Origin of the sequence: Pseudomonas siliginis, from assembly GCF_019145195.1 — a bacterium.
Lineage (GTDB): Bacteria > Pseudomonadota > Gammaproteobacteria > Pseudomonadales > Pseudomonadaceae > Aquipseudomonas > Aquipseudomonas siliginis.
In genome coordinates, this window is the sequence record NZ_JAHSTW010000003.1 from 211,669 (window position 1) to 228,018 (window position 16,350).

Genomic DNA, 16,350 nt, shown 5'->3' on the forward strand with positions numbered 1-16,350 from the left:
GCCCGTGCCGGGCGGTCAGCGGTAGGTGACGCCGGTCAGTCGCTCGGAGAGTTGCCACAGTGTGGCCGAATTCGAGCGATCGGCAGCGGCCGGCGGCATCTTGGCGAAGCCCAGCGGGCCGCGCTTTTCGTTATCACCGGTGGGGCCGTAGTAGGCGCCGCCAACCGCCTCAAGCGCCGTGGCTGCATACAGCGTGGGCAGCGCGCCCTGCGCTGCGGAATGATACAGGTCCCGCTCTACCGCCCATTGTTTGCCGAATTGACTGTCCAGGCCAGGCCCCCGGGCGATCAGCTCGGTCACGGCAACGCCGGGGTGCGCGGCGATGCTGCGTATCCCCCAACCGGCGGCATCGCTGCGCTGCTGCAGCTCGATACTCCACTTCAGAACCGCCAGTTTCGATTGGCTGTAGCTGGCGAAAGGGTCGTAACTGCGCTCAGCCTGCAGGTCATCGAAGTTCAGGCTTGCGCGCCCGGCGGCGATGCTCGACAGGCTGACCACCCGACCATCGTCGCTTTTGCGTAGCAGGGGCATCAGCAGGCCGGTCAAGGCGAAATGCCCCAGGTAATTGGTCGCCAGTTGCATCTCGTAGCCATCGGCGGAAACGCCTCGGACAGGCGGCGACATGATCGCGGCATTGTTGATCAGCACGTCGAGCCTCGGCAGGCGCCCTTGCAGACGGTTGGCGAGGTCGCGCACCGATTGCAGGTTGGCAAGGTCCAGCGTTTCGAATTGCACGCGCGCCTCGGGCACGGCTTGCTTGATCTTCGTGATCGCTTCGCGGCCGCGCTCGGCGTTGCGTGCGGCGATGATCACCTCGGCACCGGCGCGCGTCAGGGCCAGCGCGTCTTCATAGCCCATGCCGCTGGTTCCCCCGGTCACCAGCACAATGCGGCCTTTCTGGCTGGGCATGTCGTGGGTTGACCAGTCCGGCTTCGACTCCGTTCGGGAAGTCGCCTGCGCAGCCAGTGTGCCGGCCATCGCGGAAATGGCGAACAGCGTTCGGGCGGCCTTGAGAATGCGTTGGGTCGCGGTATTGCTCGGCGTAGCGGGTGAATGGCTCATCGGGGGATTCTCATTCGCGTGACAGGTTCCCGCTTGGCGGGGCGAGTGAGCAGTATCGGTGTACGAATGCGCGAGGATAAGTCGGGCATTGGTGGATGGCCCGTACGGCATGGCGTACAGTCAGCCGCTTGCGGAGGAAGCGTTCATGCGTAAACCAAACCTTACCGATGTGTCGATATTTGCTGCGGTGGTCGAGGCGGGGGGATTTCGTGCTGCCGCGCAAAAACGCGGTTTGTCCGCCTCGTCGCTGAGCGATTGCATGCGTCGGCTGGAAAGCGACCTGGGCGTGCGCCTGCTCAATCGAACCACGCGCAGCGTCACGCCGACGGCGGCCGGCGAACGATTGCTCGAGCGCCTGCGCCCGGCCTTGCAAGAAATCGACGCCGCTTTCAACGATCTCGACGACGACGCTCAGCGCCCGGTCGGCACGCTCAAGCTCAATGTGCCAGTGCCGGTGGCACGCTTTCTGTTGCCCGACCTGCTGGCGCGTTTTCTGCGCCTTTATCCAGGGGTCAGTGTCGAAGTCGTCATGGACAACACCTTTGTCGACGTCAACGCTGGCGGGTATGACGCCGGCGTGCGCTATGAAGAGAGCCTGGCCAAAGACATGATCGCCGTGCCCATCGGCCCGCGTCGCCAACGCTTCGTTGCAGCGGCCGCCCCGCGCTATCTGGCTGAACGCGGTACGCCCACTCACCCCGAAGAACTGCCGGGCCATGACCTGCTTGGCCATCGGTTCGAGAGTGGCAAAGTCGGCGTATTCGAGTTCCATCGAGACGGCCGTATCGTACGTATCCCGCCTCAGGGGCAACTGCTGACGTCGTCGCACGATCTGAAAATTCGCTCGGCCATCAACGGACTGGGCATCGTCTATACCTTCGAGGACTTCCTGCGCGAGGCGCTCTCCGATGGTCGACTGGTGCCGATTCTCGAGGACTGGTGGCAGGCCTTCGACGGTCCGTTTCTTTACTACCATGGCCGCCGTCATATGCCTTCGCCGCTGAGGGCGTTTGTGGATTTTTTGCGGGGGGAAGGGCAGCCGGCAGAGAACTCAGGCGTTGTCAGCGCCGTGTCGTAAGGCCTGCATCAATCGTTGGACGACGTGGGCTTCAACGGCACCTTCATTGGCTCCCATCTCGAAACCCGCGCAACAGGCTGATGCGTTGCCATCGCAGACTCGGTAAACGGCAATGACACTGCCGGGTCCGCAACCCGTGTGTCCGCTCAGGATCAATCCGCCCTCAATCGAACCCTGCATCAAACCGAGGCCGTACCCCGGAGCGATCCATGGACGTCCTGGAATCGGCCCGCCCAAGGGTTTTGCTGTCTGCATTGCCTGGAGCAACGTCGAGGGAAGGAGTTGGCCGGCGAGGAGTCGATCCAGCAATAGCGCTGCTTGCGAGAGGGGGCCAATCAGCAAGCCGTGATAGACCCAGGCGGGGTCGTAGTTCAACGTATTTCCACCTTGGCATTCCTTCAAATCGGCCCGCGTTTTAGCGAAGCGAACGCTCGAAAGACCTAATGGGGTCAAGACGCGTCGGCGGATGGACTCTTCAAGCGTCAGCTCAGTGAGCTGTTCAATAAGTCTCACGACGAAAAGGTAACCAACATTCGAGTAACGCCATCCGGTGCCGAGGCTGTATCGAAGTCGCGCACCCTCAAGACGTTGCATCATTTCAATCACCGGCCATGCGTCCTCATTGCCAGCGACGGCGGCGTGATATTCAGCCAGTTCGCCATAATCGGCAAGGCCTGCCTCATGCCGCAGCAACTGACGCAGCGTAAAAGGCTGGTTGAGAACTGGCTCGTCCAGTTCGATCAGACCGTCACGTACCAATGAAAGCGCGGTCGCTGCAAACACTGTTTTGGTAAAGCTCCACCATGGGGTTATGGGGTCTGAGTAGTCGAGCTGGTGAGCCTGGCCATTCAATACAAGTGAGCTGGGCATTGGCTTTCCTTGGTTTTGACGAAGCGAGGGCTCGACACAATAACTTGTCTGGACGGGTTACGGGGCTGTCAGGTTTTTGATCTGCCATGATCGTCGTCGTTGTTCATTTGCATCGTCTGCCAGCAAGATGCGCATTGCGACGGGCAGCAATCGGCCAAAAGCGGCCCTTGGACAACCTGATGGCGAAACAGTAGCTTATGCAGCGAGACTGACAAGAAACACTCGGCAGCGGGACTTACTTCCCATACCGTGTTTCACTTGAAGGATGTTAAGAAATGGGACCGAAAACCGAAGAACTGATCTGCGTTCTTGATCAGCTTGCAGCAATGCTTGAGAGCGATGGAGATACTCACTGGAGCCTGTGGATGCGTAAGGCAAGAGCACGCTTAATGGAGTCTGATTACTCCGGAATTGAGTACCTACAGTCAGCCTATGGCGGAATGGGCTCATTCAATGATCTCATTCTTGGTCAAAGCCATGACAATGGCGTTCTTTGCTGGAAGCCGGGCCATGTTGAGCTAAACGAAAGATTCGACGAATTACGCAATGAAGCCGCGAAGCTCTCCGATTTCATAAAGCGAAATATATAGAGGGGCGCGGCTATCAAACTACGTTATTCAAAGGGGTCAGGCCGGCCACCGGCGCATCTCACTTTGATCAGCTCCGTAGACTCAGTATCGGGCGATCTGGTGTTTGCCTACACGGAAGTCGGGGAGCACAGAGTGCATTACACATCACATGCCGAGCTGTTGTGCATGCTCAACATCCTTTTGCGTCAGCGCGTGCCCATTGCTGTCGGAGGCATGCTCCCGGGACCTGCCGACGAAGTCGAGATGTTAATAGCGAACGAAGTACTTGAAGGCCCCTACATAGAACTGTCCTGGTCCGGCCCCCAGCAATGCACTCTGCGCGAAATCGACTCCACCACTGCTGAATGGCTGCCAGTGCCTGATGCTCAAAGTCTGGCGAATGTGTCATTCGATCCGAAGTCCCTGGAACGCTCTGGCTGAATTGGCTAAGAAATTAATACAAGATCGGGCAGTTCTTCGCTACTGGCCGCAATCGCCTGCGGTCGCGACAGACAGCATTGGGTCGATGTCTGCCCTTCGCGACGGGCAGACATCGGCCATAAGCAGACTGTCAGCAATCGATTGCTAATGCTCATTGGCCGGTTCAGGCCTTTCTCGACCACAATAAAACGGCAAAAAAAGCCAATGCTTGATTATGAAGCAGTTAAATCCAGAACATTTACTAAAAGAAAATGTACATGAAGAAGCTGAGTAATGATTTCAGTGGAGCACTCCGAACGTTTGCGTACTACATGGCAAGTGGAAGCCACTACATGCTTGAAAACGTGGAGTACATCGACATTTATGGCTCTGAGCCGAGTGCAATTGAGATGGTCTTCGCGATATTCGCGAACGTCATAGAGATGGACGGTGAAGGCAACGTGCTCAATTTCACCTACGCCCAAAGGAGAGCGACTGACTACTTAAGGTCATACTGCGACCCATCTTTCAAAGTAAAACCGCCTCTTGAAGACTGGGAAACTGAGTTATATGGGCCGCCCTCACTCGGACGCTAAGACATTGTTTTAGCTCGCAGATACGAGGGCCGAATGGCAGCTATTGGCCGATTCTGTTGAAAAAGTCGGTTCGCCCAAATGGCCTGAATATTGGCCGGCGAAAACGCCTTTTTTACACGCTGCTACGTGATATCTGAGCCTGGAAGCCTCTGCCCAAAGTGAAGATTTCAATCTCAGGCGCTTACTTTTCTGCCGTGGTAACCGTGGCCGACTTTTTCAACAGAATCGGCCAAAAGCGGACGTTTTGGGCTACTCCTCGCTCCGGTAGACACCTGCATGAGACGCTTCGACCTCAGCAGACCTATTCCTGACGTGCGGCGTACCCCACTTGCAATAGACACGCTCAGTGCGAATCGAGTACTGTCTCAGACGAATTAGCTTAATCGTTATGCACAATTTGATTCCGGAAAATGAGTGAAGAAATTAGAAATTGGTATGTCTATATTTTGAAGCTTGAACTGAACTCATGATACGTGGGCACAGCTAAGGGGTTGAGATCAAGGCTGCGAAGCCATGGTAAGAAAAGCCGCTACTCTACATTAAAGAAAAAGGGCGCTGTCGGATATATGGAGAGCGGCCTCACGGGAAAGAGAAAAGCAACTCATTTACATGCGGCTTTTAGATCAATTGGCGATTGTTTCTGGGTTGCAGAGATTGAAAATACTATCACCGTAGCCTTGGGCAAAAGTATGGTTTCGATAAAGTTAGAGGTGGCCCTATAATTCAGTCTTGGAATTACGAGCTAAGCGATATTGAAGCAAAAAATCTAATTCGACAATTTAGTTGTAGTGATATTGGGTTTAAATACAAGCTAAACGAAATAAATTTAACTCAAGAAAAGCCATTTGTCTTCCCGGTTACTCGGCGAAGGAATGCATAGCAAGGCATTCAAGCACGCTCGACGGGACGCGCTTTCAGCGCGCCTCTTAATTGCGCGTCATGCATTACAGGGGAAATTCAATGTCTGAGCGACGTATCGAATTAAAATGTGAGTTTTGCACGTCTTCAAATCTAAGGGCATTCGTTCAGCATGGCAGTTATTTTTTGCGCTGCATCTCTTGCAGCCAATCGCATGTCGCCACAAGCTGGCTTGCGCTCTCTTCAGAAATCACAGAATCATTGCGAGCCACCGTCGTAAGCGAAGAATTTCAAGAAATAGAATTTCTTGCTGAGGGCGTTGGCCCTAATTTCATTTCAAAGGTTTCAAAAGCAGCATATGCAGGCCAGCTTGTAATGCTTACGTCGAGCAGCAAAAATGCATAACATGCCAATCAAGTTCGCGCCTTCGGCGCCGGACGTTGCTACGCAACGCCGTTTATTTCAACGTTAGAGCTTTTATCATGCCAATCTCGGCAGAGGTATTTCGCCACTAAATGGCGTCTACTGCGGCAATAGCCCGCTCATGGTTCGAAGATCGATCAGAGATTAAGACACACGAGCAATTTGAGTATCGAGGCCAACTGTAGTGGTCAACAATTCCCGGCCACTGAATCGCCCCGAGTTTCATAGATGCTTTCGAGCCTCAGGGATACCAGCCCAGTCCCAGTGAGACTGTCCGCTTCTGGCCGAAAGCCGACATTCGACGACATGTCCACCTGCGCAACATCTTGCAGCCTCCCGCAAGCAGATCCTTCAGCCGATCTTGGCAGGCTTATCTATTCCACATCGCCAGCTTCAAGCGGAATTCGCCTGATAACGTCGTCGTAAGGCACCAGATCGAGAAAGGCAATGACTTCAACTGCCTGGAGATTTCGCATGCGCATGATCCATACGTAGCTGTTGCGATAAGGCGCGCCATCGGCTGCGGTGGCGGTGCCGTCCCAGTGCACGACGACGTCATCGCCCTCAGCCCAGATATCCGTCACCGTCGGGCGGACGGGCGAGGCGAGCCGTTTTGCGAAGGGTTGGACTGCGCGTTTCAGGAAGTCGTCTCGGCCCCGATAAGTACCTGCCGAAGGGCTCGTCCCCTTGATTGTCCAGATCACATCGGCAGCCAGGACATCTGTGAAGAACGTCCGGCCGCCCTGAGCCCACTGGTTGAACGCTTGCGCAATGAATTGGCGGTTGCGTTCCGTAGTCGGTTCGCTGGCCACGGCGGGCGCCGGCCCTGCAATGAGAACGGTGAGGACTAGTGCTAGCGCTGTAGAGAGGCGTTGAACAAGCGTCATTTCCTGTGCTCCTTAATCTATCCGATGAGCCCCGTCGAGTTGGCTGGGCCGTTGTTGTTATCTGTAAGCCGCTAGTTGCGTTCCCTCACGCCGTTGCTCTATATGGGGCTTTGGCAAAGAATCGGCGCGGGTGTGGCCGGCAGTACCTCTGGGCTTCATCTGAAGTGTGACTTACGAGCGGAGGAGGGCTGTTGCAGGATCGTCCTGATTTCTTGCTTGATCATCCGATACCAGATGCCTATCCGCCGCATCGTCACGTTATGGAGTTGTGTTTGAATTCCCTTTCAAAGCTTGTCGATATCGTTGGTCGTCACGTCCTGGATGACGGCATTCACAGCACCGCGATCCCGGGTGTCAGCCTTATTCGCTCGGCTACGCCCACGATGCCTATGCCGGTGGTGTACGAGCCAACGCTCTGCCTTGTCGCTCAGGGACGTAAACAAGCGATGCTGGGTACTACCGCCTATGTTTACGATCCTGCCAAGTATCTGGTTGCATCGGTAGACCTTCCGGTGATGGGCTCGGTCATCGAGGCGAGTGAGGCTGTTCCCTATCTGTGCCTGGCGCTGGATCTCGATACCGCTGTGTTGAGTGAACTTGCGCTGCGCCATCCGCTAAGAGAAGAGAGCGTCAGTGCACCGCCGGCAGGCATTACGCTCAACGATACGACTCCAGAACTGCTGGATGCTGCGGTTCGACTCGCGGGGCTGCTCGACAGGCCACGGGATATCGAAGCGCTCGCTCCGCTGGTGATTCGCGAAATGCTTTATCGCCTTCTAACCGAAAACGGCAACAGCATCATCAGGCAGATGGCACAAGCAGACAGCCGCTTGAACCAGATCGCCAAGGTCATTGCCTGGCTGCGCAGCCACTACAACGAAGCGTGTCGAATAGATGAACTCGTCGAAATCGCCGGCATGAGCCGTTCTTCGTTTCACACGCATTTCAAGGCGATCACCTCGATGAGCCCGCTGGAATTTCGCAACCAGTTGCGGCTACAGGAAGCACGCCGGCTGATGGTCACCGACGCGGTCGATGCCGCAGAGGCGGGATATGCAGTCGGTTATGAAAGTCCCTCGCAGTTCAGCCGAGACTACGCCCGTCTGTTCGGCATGCCACCGGCGAAAGACGCCTGGCGGCTGCGCACGGACATTTGTGGAATTTGAATCCAGCACTTTTCTTCGCGCAGAAAAAAACGAGGCCGCATTTGCCGCCTCGTTTTCAATGTGTTCCGGACTACTGTTTGACGCTTAGGTAATCGCCGGTCGTATTCAGCGAGATGGTCACGTCCTTGTTGCTGCGGTTACGCCAGAACCAGCCATGGGTGCCGTCGAATAACGCGGTGAATTCGCCTTTATTGCTTTTGACCTGCTTGCCCTTGTTATAGCTGTGAAAGTAACCCTTTTCACCGTTGTAGGGCTCGCCGTGCGTGTCGTAGTTCACGAGCCCGCCAGTGGCTGTCCATTCGTAGCTGACAGTCTTGCCCTTCAGCATTTCCAGTTTGATTTCCGTACCTTCGCCAGGTTTGAGCGTTACGCTCATCTGATTGGACTTCGGGGCCGGGGAGGGTGCCGTTACTGGCTGAGCAACAGGCTTCTGAACGGGCTGGACTTGCGCAACTTGCTGCACCGGAGCTCGAGCAGAAGTTGCAGTCGGAGCTGGAGCGGTTGCTTGAGGCGCAGCGGCTTCCGCCAACGCTTCTTGAGCAAGGATGAGTTTCAGCTCGCCCATCTGGGTAAGCCCCAGTGTTCGGCCCACACCTGTAGGATCAATGGCGTATTCAGACGGCATGACAACGGTCACCAAAAGGCCGGCGGCGACCAGTATCGCGATGACGGTCGAGCGCAGCAGTTTGCGGGTGCTGGGCAGTTCATTAACAGTTGGAAGCGGAGTATTGAACATGGTCAGAATTCCTTAGGCGGAGACAAACAGGCCGGTGATCTGGAATCCCATCAGGAGGAAACCGGCACTCATCATGGCGACGTTGGCGGTATACGCGTGGCGCCAGAAACTGCCGGTGCGCCGCCAATACCCCATCAAAATGAGAATCGCGCTGAGGGCCAGCAATTGGCCGATCTCGACACCAACGTTGAAGGCGATCAGGTTCGGAATCAGGCCGTCTGGTGAGATCTCGTATTCCTGAATCTTGGTCGCCAAACCAAAACCGTGGAGCAGGCCGAAGATCAGCGTGGCCACTTTGGTATTGGGTTGGTAACCGAACCAGCGCTGGAATGCGCCGAGGTTATCGAGGGCTTTGTACACCACCGAAAAGCCGATAATGGCGTCGATGATGTAGGAGCTGATGCTGATTTCGGCCAGCACGCCAAGCAGCAGCGTGACCGAGTGGCCTACGGCGAACAGCGTGACGTAAAGGCCAACATCCTTCAGGCGGTAGAGGAAGAAGATCACCCCGAACAGAAACAGCAGGTGGTCGTAGCCGGTCATCATGTGCTTGGCGCCCATGTAGATGAACGGCAGCAACATGACGCCTGAGCTTTCCTGGATGAAACCTTTGTCGCCTTCCGCAACAGCGTGAGCCATCGCCTCGGGTGTCCCTAGTAAAAGTGCAGCGACAAGTAAAAACAACAGCGGTAGCGGGCGGTGCGAAGGCGCAGTAAATACGCCTGTGCCGCTCATCGAGTGCGAATGCATGGGTCAATCCTACGTTGCAATGATCGTGGGCCGCATTGCGGCCGTGGTCAGGATGCGAACGAAGGGCGAGGTGGGCGCTCGATCAAAAATATCGGCGGCAGAGGAACCGAGTGTCGAAGTGCATCGACCCGGATCGATGGCATCGGCGATGTCGCCAACATCAACGCGGCTGTGAGTTGCGGCGTTTCGTGCTGATGATCAGGGGTCAATGGCGAGTGATAGTGTTCTGAAAAGCTTGAGTGACTGGATGACGACTCTTCGCCGTGAGAATGATGGACGTCCTGAGCGATCTCCCAGGCTGGCTGCCCCGAGGTGACTGACAACGAATAGGTATGCCCGACCCAGGCCATGAACATGGCGAGAGCAAGCGCGATTACTACCGTCGTTGTCAGTGTTTTGCTGTACATGGCGTTAAAGGTTTCAACTCGTTGACCGGGCGCTCAAGCGATTTGCCTAATCCCCCCTGGGGGGATACGATGCCAGCGTAATTCATCGAGCCCTGAGACTCAACTCATGAGTGAACACGAACACGACCACAGCCATCCCCACACCCACCAAAGTCATGAGGCGATCATCAAACGCCTCAAACGGGCGGACGGGCATTTGCGCGGCATCATCACCATGATCGAAGAAGGGCGTCAGTGCGTGGATATCGCCCAGCAGCTTCATGCGGTCGAGAAAGCGATCTGCCAGGCCAAACGCACGCTCATCCAGGATCACATCGACCACTGCCTCGAAGATACCGTTTCGGCGCTAGGCAATGGCGAGCGCGCACCGCTGGAAGCCTTCAAACAAATCACCAAGTACCTTTAGGTCTGACATGCCCGATTTCGCTGAACTGTTGCAGCAAGGCGGGGCTCACGCCTGGCTGTATTTCCCGAGCGCGATTCTGCTCGGCGCCTTGCATGGCCTGGAGCCAGGTCATTCGAAAACCATGATGGCGGCCTTCATCGTGGCCATCCGTGGCTCGGTCAAACAGGCTGTTTTGTTGGGGTTGGCCGCAACGCTTTCGCACACCGCCGTGGTGTGGCTGGTCGCCATCGGCGGCATGTACCTGGGCAAAGGTCTGGACGCTGAAACCACTGAGCCGTATTTCCAGCTTGCTTCCTCTGCACTGATCATCGCGATTGCCCTGTGGATGCTCTGGCGTACCTGGCGCGGTGAGCAGATGTTCAAGTTCGAGCAAAGCGATGATCACCATCACGGCGAACACGACCATGGTCATCATGATGAAACGCACCGAATAGATACCGGCCATGGCCGTGTTGAACTGTCGATCTTCGAGGAAGGCATGCCACCGCACTGGCGCCTGAAGACCCTTAGCGGACACGCCTGGGCAGCCTCGGATGTTCGCCTGACCACGACGCGTCCGGACGGCAGCAGCCAATCGTTCGCGTTCGTCGAGCGTGAAGGTTTTCTGCAGTCGACGGTGGATATTCCGGAACCGCACGAGTTCAGCGCCCGCTTGAGTCTTGGACATGCCGGGCATTCGCATGATTACGACCTGACGTTCCAGGAGCATGATCACGGGCATGCGCATTCGGAATTGGAAGGCCTGGAGCTGTCGATTGATGGCTATCAGGATGCGCACGAACGTGCTCATGCCAACGACATCCGTAAACGCTTCACCAACCGCGAAGTGACCACGGGTCAGATCGTCATGTTCGGGCTGACTGGCGGCCTGATTCCCTGTCCGGCTGCCATCACTGTCCTGTTGCTGTGCCTGCAAGTCAAAGAAGTCGCGCTCGGCGGCATGCTCGTTCTGTGTTTCAGCATCGGCCTGGCGCTGACTTTGGTCACCGTCGGTGCCGCAGCAGCCATTGGCGCCAGACAGGCTTCCAATCGCTGGCCGTGGCTGGGAACCGTGGCGCGCCGCGCTCCTTATCTGTCCAGCGTGCTGATCATTGGCGTTGGCCTGTATGTCGGCTTCCATGGCTGGATCGGCCTGAGCGCATAAGGCGGGAGTGTTGGTGCTTTTCGTTGCGGCACTCAGTGCCGCCACCTGCCACCATAACCAGCCCGACAAACGACGCCGTGTGGCTGATGTTCGCGCCCAGTGACCCAGCCATCGCAAGCAATCGACCTTTGATCGAATCCTCGGAGAAGTCGCTTGCTCAATGAAGGCACCTGGCCATACGCTGCTCCGCGTGAGACATCTCACAAAGAATAACAACACGAGCATGGAGCAAGCCCTGATGAAACTGTCCGCCATTCTGATTGCCGCAATATTATCGATTACATCCGTTGCTGCCTTTGCGCACAGCGGTGGCACTGATTCAAAGGGTTGCCATCGCAACCATAAAACCAACGACTACCACTGCCACTAAACGGCAAGAGCCCAGCGCAAGGCTGGGCTTTTGAGACGAGCGCGATAGGGGGCGAAACATTAGCCCACGCCAACGCTCACCGCTGTTCTTCGAAACTTCGTATCTCACCAGCGACAGGACGTTTTCGTTTACTCCACCGGCACGACGTTATCCAACGCCTGATTAACCGCGAGCTCGCCGAGCATCACTACCTGCGCGATACCTTGCAGTGTCTTGCGCGCAGATCCTTCAACCATCCCGATCACATCACTCAACATCACCGAGGCCGAGCCCAGTGATTCGCTGGCGTTGACCAGCAGTTCTTCGGTGGCGATTTTCGGGTTGGCGAGGAACATGCTGCTGGTCTGGTAGGGCGTGGTTTTGAGGGTGTCGGTGGGTTTGAGGTAGTGGTCGAGGGCGCGGTCGGCGGCTTCGTGGAGTTTTTTTGAGTCGAGGGATTCGTAGGGGGAGGTTGCGTCTGACTGTGGCGGGTTTGGCGTGACTTTGAACATGATCTTTCTCCTCGTGCCGCTTTAAAAGGAGCCATCACCCGTTCGCTACCAAACGAAGGGTGGCGGCCATGCACAGGTTGGTAGACCGGGACACGAGGCAAAACCGGCGCGCTCGAAAGCGCCCTGCGCATAGCCACCATAGAAGCCAGGCGAAGACTTCGCCAAACGGTTTCATTGCGCACCTCGTATACCCGGGCTACCAAACCCGATCACTGTTTTCAGTGACCGGCCAACGATAGAACCCCGGCCCGAGGCGCACAAGCCGGCGGATTCTGGCGTAGTCGTAGGCAATGGCGCAAGGCGTTGTAGCTTGCTGGAATAGTCTTGATATCGGTTTTAAACGAGGTGTTTAGGGAAATGGTTTTGGCTGAGGTTTTGTGTTGAACGGGCTGGAGTCTTCGCGAGCAGGCTCGCTCCCACAGGTGTCGAGTTGGCGATGTTTATAGCGTCGTGCCGACAAGCCCCATCACAGATTTTGAACTTTGCTTTCGGCGCCATTTCCATTGTTTGAGGTGACAACCCTCCAGCTCCTACCCACCTGAACCAAGGAATGACCGTGACGGCTCCCACTCATAAACCTGCTCTGCGCCGGGCAATCACTTTTCCGATGCTGTTTCTGTTCATTCTCGGCGATGTACTCGGCGCGGGGGTTTACGCACTCGCCGGAACTATCGCGGGCGAGGTGGGCGGCGCGATTTGGGTGCCGCTGTTGATCGCATTGTTCTTCGCCATGTTGACGGCGGGTTCCTACGCAGAGCTGGTGACCAAATATCCCCACGCCGGCGCGGCTTCCGTGTTCGCGGAAAAGGCCTTCAAGTCACCGCTCATTTCCTTCCTGGTCGGTTTTTGCATGCTGGCGGCTGCGGTCACCAGTGCAGCGGGTTTGTCGCTGGCGTTTGCCGGTGATTACCTCAACGCCTTTGTCGACGTATCGCCGCAGATTGCCGCCCTGGTGTTTCTCCTGGCAATCGGCCTGCTCAATGCGCGGGGGATCAAGGAGTCGCTTGGGGCAAACCTGGTGATGACCGTGATTGAACTGTCCGGGTTGATTCTGGTGATCGTGGCTGCGGTCTGGTATTTCCGCACAGGCGATGCGGATCTGGGACGGACGCTCACGTTCAAGCCGGGCGTCAGTCCCATGCTGGCGGTGTTGGGGGCGGCATTGTTGGCGTTCTATTCCTTCGTCGGTTTCGAAACTTCGGCCAATCTGGCCGAGGAAATCAAGGACGTGCGCAAGGTTTATCCGCGTGCTTTGTTCGCGGCTTTGCTCACCGCTGGCGTGGTTTACATGGCGGTGGGTGTGGCGGCTTCTTCGGTGTTGCCTACCGAAAAGTTGGTGGCCACGTCGGCGCCTTTGCTCGAAGTTGTCCGCGCATCGACCCTCGCAATCCCGCCGGCGCTGTTCTCTTTTATTGCGCTGATTGCTGTGGCCAACGGTGCGTTGTTAACCATGATCATGGCCAGCCGATTGACCTATGGCATGGCGAATCTGGGGCTGTTGCCGGGTGTTTTGGGTGCGGTGTTGCCTCAACGAAAAACTCCATGGGCTGCCATTGTCGCAACGACCTTGGTCGCTATTGCCCTGACACTCACAGGCACGCTGGCAACGCTGGCAGAGACGGTGGTCTTGCTGTTGCTGTTCGTTTTTCTGAGTACCAATGTGGCTGTGCTGGTACTTCGGCGGGACAGGGTGGAGGAGGACCACTTTCGCGTGCCGACCTTCGTTCCGGTGCTTGCGATCGTTTCGTGTCTGGTGCTGCTCAGTCAGCAGGGTTGGGAAACGTGGTTGCGGGCGGGGGAGTTGATCATCGTCGGGATGTTGCTGCATGGCTTTTCTCGTATCAATTTTTCTGCGATCAGTAAGGCGGGGTAGTGCAGCAGCTTGGGGAATTGTTGTTGTTTGGGCGTGCGTATTCGCGAGCAGGCTCGCTCCCACAGTGGATGGGTGGTGTTTTTCAGAATGAGTCACACGTTGTCAGTCGGCGGGCGGGTGAGTAAGCTGCCGACATGAATCAGTCCTCAGTTTCCCCATCCTTCCCCGGCCCGCGTGGTCCCGTTGATCACGACATTCGTGATCAGATTGTCGCGGCTGCCAACGAGCATTTCAGCCAGTACGGCTACGCCAAGACCACGGTGTCCGATCTGGCCAAGGCCATCGGTTTCTCCAAGGCGTACATCTACAAATTCTTCGATTCCAAACAGGCGATTGGCGAAGCGATCTGCGCGAACTGTCTGGGGCAGATCGTTGCGGCGGTCGAGCAGGCGATAAACGAAGAAGACCTGACGCCCACCGAGCGTTTCCGCCGGCTGGTAAAAACCGTGATCGCCACGGGTGTGAATCTGTTCTTCAACGATCGCAAACTCTACGACATTGCCGCGTTTGCAGCGGGTGAGAACTGGCCAAGTGCGCAGCGTTACGATGCGCAGATCAAGCGCTTTATCACCGACATTGTCCGTGAAGGGCGCGAGGCCGGTGAGTTCGAGCGCAGGACGCCGCTGGACGAGACGGTCGAGTCGATCCACTTGGCGTTGCGGCCCTTCGTCAATCCACTGATGCTGCAACACAACCTCGACTTTATCGAAGTGGCGCCGACGCTGACTTCGAACCTCATCCTGCGCAGCTTGATGCCTTGACCCTCTGCTGATCCGAATACTCGGATCAGTCGCCCCCTGATCTCGCCTCGCCTGTACAGGGCGGACGATGAATAATTGCCCAAAGCGTGACTATTGACTGATATGGTCACTCGGATAACATGGCCGCCGCAGTTCAGGTATTCCAATTCCGAGTCACCCATAGAGTCCACACAATGAAAAAAACAATGCTCAAGCACCCGGTGGGGCTGGCTGTCGTTCTTGCGTCCTCAAATGTTCTGGCCGGCGGTTTCGCGCTCAATGAGCAAAGCGTCAGCGGCATGGGATCGGGTTTTGCCGGTCGCTCTTCGTCGGCGGAAGACGCCAGCACCGTTTTCGGCAACCCGGCGGGCATGGCGCGGCTCAAGCGCGAGCAGGCCAGCGTCGGGCAGGCGACGCTGTTTGCGAAGTCCGATATCAGCCAGACCCGCAGCACGTTCGGCGGCAAGGAAGACGGCGACATGGTGCCGACCACCACGGTACCGATGGGCTATTACGTCAAACCGATCGACGAGCATTGGGCGTTCGGCGTGGGGTTCTACGTACCGTTTGGTCTGATCACCGACTACGGCAGCGGTTTCGCCGGCCGTTACTACGCCAACAAAAGCGAAGTCACCACGCTGACGTTCCAGCCGACCATCAGCTATGCCTTCAACGACAAGGTGTCTATCGGCTTCGGCCCGACCATCAACCGCATCAGTGGCGAGCTGTCAGGGATGGTCGCCAATCCGCTGAGCCCCGGGCGCAACGACGGCAAAGTCAAAAGCACCGGCGACGACACCGCGCTGGGCTTTAACGCCGGGGTCATGGTCCAGGCCACCGAGCAGACCCGCCTGGGTCTGACCTATCACTCAAAAGTCAGTTACCACCTCGACGCGAAAAGCAAACTCAGCGATGGCATCTTCAACGTGCTTGGGGTCAGCGGTCGCAGCTATGACGCCTCGCTGGACGTCGACACCCCGGAGTCGGTGGACTTCTCGGTCACCCATCAACTGAACAACGACTGGACGCTGTATGCCGGCAGCACCTGGACGCGCTGGAGTCGCTTCAAAGAGCTGACCATCGAAAACAGTGGATTGCCGCCATTGCTAGCCGGCCAGTTGGGCACGATCAGCGAGGAGCAGAACTGGCACGACACCTGGGCTCACGCCATCGGCGCGGCGTACCGGTTGAACAACCAATGGGTGCTGCGTACCGGGTTCTCGGTTGATCAGTCTCCGGCGAACAACACCAATCGCGGGCCGCGTATTCCCACGGGTGATCGCAAAGTGTTCAGCCTTGGTGCCGGTTGGACTCCAGCGGAGAATGTCACCATCGACGTCGCCTATTCGTATCTCTGGGAAGAGAGCGTCGAGATCAACGACGCCTCGGCGGGCAAGGGGTCGTACAGCGCGAAATACAAGAACAGCGCCAGCGGGCTCGGTACTTCTGTCAGCTATCGCTTCTGATTCAGCGCTGAACATCGGGCCGGTAACTCTGTGACTAT

The 16,350-nt window shown here is 56.8% G+C and carries 18 protein-coding genes; 12 read left to right on the top strand and 6 right to left on the bottom strand.

The annotated features are described in order from the left end of the window. Positions 1 to 15: 15 nt before the first annotated feature. Positions 16 to 1,062 carry an SDR family oxidoreductase gene (locus tag KVG87_RS08420; protein ID WP_217850182.1) on the bottom strand — a complete coding sequence of 349 codons (1,047 nt, stop codon included), beginning with the start codon at positions 1,060 to 1,062 and terminating at the stop codon, positions 16 to 18. Positions 1,063 to 1,207: 145 nt separating this feature from the next. Here KVG87_RS08420 and KVG87_RS08425 point away from each other — a divergent pair, with 145 nt between their 5' ends. Beyond that, on the top strand, positions 1,208 to 2,140 hold the full coding sequence (locus KVG87_RS08425; protein ID WP_217850183.1) for a LysR family transcriptional regulator: 933 nt from the start codon (positions 1,208 to 1,210) through the stop codon (positions 2,138 to 2,140). Here KVG87_RS08425 and KVG87_RS08430 read toward each other — a convergent pair. Beyond that, on the bottom strand, positions 2,114 to 3,010 hold the full coding sequence (locus KVG87_RS08430) for a serine hydrolase domain-containing protein (RefSeq protein ID WP_217850184.1): 897 nt from the start codon (positions 3,008 to 3,010) through the stop codon (positions 2,114 to 2,116). The genes KVG87_RS08425 and KVG87_RS08430 overlap by 27 nt on opposite strands. 275 nt (positions 3,011 to 3,285) lie before the next feature. Between KVG87_RS08430 and KVG87_RS08435 the strand changes: the two genes are divergently transcribed. The 4 genes from KVG87_RS08435 to KVG87_RS08450 all read left to right on the top strand — a co-directional run bounded on the left by KVG87_RS08435 (position 3,286) and on the right by KVG87_RS08450 (position 5,858). Continuing rightward, complete coding sequence (locus KVG87_RS08435) at positions 3,286 to 3,600, top strand: DUF6966 domain-containing protein (protein WP_217850187.1); 315 nt, start codon at positions 3,286 to 3,288, stop codon at positions 3,598 to 3,600. Positions 3,601 to 3,765: 165 nt separating this feature from the next. After that, the gene (locus KVG87_RS08440) at positions 3,766 to 4,020 is read left to right on the top strand and encodes a hypothetical protein (RefSeq protein WP_225930810.1); all 255 of its coding nucleotides are present in this window, start codon (positions 3,766 to 3,768) and stop codon (positions 4,018 to 4,020) included. Between the two features lie 257 nt (positions 4,021 to 4,277). Beyond that, positions 4,278 to 4,595, top strand: a complete 318-nt coding sequence (locus KVG87_RS08445) for a DUF7677 family protein (protein ID WP_034154003.1) — start codon at positions 4,278 to 4,280, stop codon at positions 4,593 to 4,595. 960 nt (positions 4,596 to 5,555) lie between these two features. Next, positions 5,556 to 5,858 carry a hypothetical protein gene (locus tag KVG87_RS08450; RefSeq protein WP_136493570.1) on the top strand — a complete coding sequence of 101 codons (303 nt, stop codon included), beginning with the start codon at positions 5,556 to 5,558 and terminating at the stop codon, positions 5,856 to 5,858. Positions 5,859 to 6,250: 392 nt separating this feature from the next. On the opposite strand, the gene KVG87_RS08455 is transcribed toward KVG87_RS08450, so the two are convergent. Beyond that, positions 6,251 to 6,763, bottom strand: coding sequence for a nuclear transport factor 2 family protein (locus KVG87_RS08455; RefSeq protein ID WP_217850190.1), 513 nt, complete (start codon positions 6,761 to 6,763; stop codon positions 6,251 to 6,253). A gap of 191 nt (positions 6,764 to 6,954) precedes the next feature. Between KVG87_RS08455 and KVG87_RS08460 the strand changes: the two genes are divergently transcribed. After that, the gene (locus KVG87_RS08460; protein ID WP_367616678.1) at positions 6,955 to 7,929 is read left to right on the top strand and encodes an AraC family transcriptional regulator; all 975 of its coding nucleotides are present in this window, start codon (positions 6,955 to 6,957) and stop codon (positions 7,927 to 7,929) included. Between the two features lie 70 nt (positions 7,930 to 7,999). Here KVG87_RS08460 and KVG87_RS08465 read toward each other — a convergent pair whose 3' ends face one another. Together KVG87_RS08465 and KVG87_RS08470 are read right to left on the bottom strand one after the other, a co-directional pair. Further along, positions 8,000 to 8,665: a transmembrane anchor protein gene (locus tag KVG87_RS08465; RefSeq protein WP_217850191.1), complete on the bottom strand. Its 666-nt coding sequence runs from the start codon at positions 8,663 to 8,665 to the stop codon at positions 8,000 to 8,002. Between the two features lie 12 nt (positions 8,666 to 8,677). Further along, complete coding sequence (locus tag KVG87_RS08470; RefSeq protein ID WP_217850193.1) at positions 8,678 to 9,415, bottom strand: HupE/UreJ family protein; 738 nt, start codon at positions 9,413 to 9,415, stop codon at positions 8,678 to 8,680. 513 nt (positions 9,416 to 9,928) lie between these two features. Here KVG87_RS08470 and KVG87_RS08475 point away from each other — a divergent pair. The 3 genes from KVG87_RS08475 (at position 9,929) to KVG87_RS08485 (ending at position 11,742) form a co-directional block, all read left to right on the top strand. After that, a complete protein-coding gene (locus KVG87_RS08475) occupies positions 9,929 to 10,228 on the top strand; it encodes a metal-sensing transcriptional repressor (RefSeq protein ID WP_016774379.1) in 300 nt (99 codons plus the stop codon). Positions 10,229 to 10,235: 7 nt separating this feature from the next. After that, entirely contained in the window at positions 10,236 to 11,372 is a 1,137-nt protein-coding gene (locus KVG87_RS08480; protein WP_122601587.1) for a nickel/cobalt efflux protein RcnA, read from the top strand. A 238-nt stretch (positions 11,373 to 11,610) separates the two neighbouring features. Continuing rightward, positions 11,611 to 11,742: a YHYH domain-containing protein gene (locus KVG87_RS08485; protein WP_116657708.1), complete on the top strand. Its 132-nt coding sequence runs from the start codon at positions 11,611 to 11,613 to the stop codon at positions 11,740 to 11,742. A gap of 128 nt (positions 11,743 to 11,870) precedes the next feature. Here KVG87_RS08485 and KVG87_RS08490 read toward each other — a convergent pair whose 3' ends face one another. Next, the gene (locus KVG87_RS08490) at positions 11,871 to 12,233 is read right to left on the bottom strand and encodes a DUF6124 family protein (RefSeq protein ID WP_039758848.1); all 363 of its coding nucleotides are present in this window, start codon (positions 12,231 to 12,233) and stop codon (positions 11,871 to 11,873) included. A 550-nt stretch (positions 12,234 to 12,783) separates the two neighbouring features. Here KVG87_RS08490 and KVG87_RS08495 point away from each other — a divergent pair. The 3 genes from KVG87_RS08495 to KVG87_RS08505 all read left to right on the top strand — a co-directional run bounded on the left by KVG87_RS08495 (position 12,784) and on the right by KVG87_RS08505 (position 16,312). Then, on the top strand, positions 12,784 to 14,106 hold the full coding sequence (locus tag KVG87_RS08495) for an APC family permease (protein WP_217850196.1): 1,323 nt from the start codon (positions 12,784 to 12,786) through the stop codon (positions 14,104 to 14,106). Between the two features lie 134 nt (positions 14,107 to 14,240). Further along, a complete protein-coding gene (locus KVG87_RS08500; protein ID WP_016774383.1) occupies positions 14,241 to 14,867 on the top strand; it encodes a TetR/AcrR family transcriptional regulator in 627 nt (208 codons plus the stop codon). 173 nt (positions 14,868 to 15,040) lie between these two features. After that, a complete protein-coding gene (locus KVG87_RS08505; RefSeq protein ID WP_217850198.1) occupies positions 15,041 to 16,312 on the top strand; it encodes an OmpP1/FadL family transporter in 1,272 nt (423 codons plus the stop codon). Positions 16,313 to 16,350: the final 38 nt, after the last annotated feature.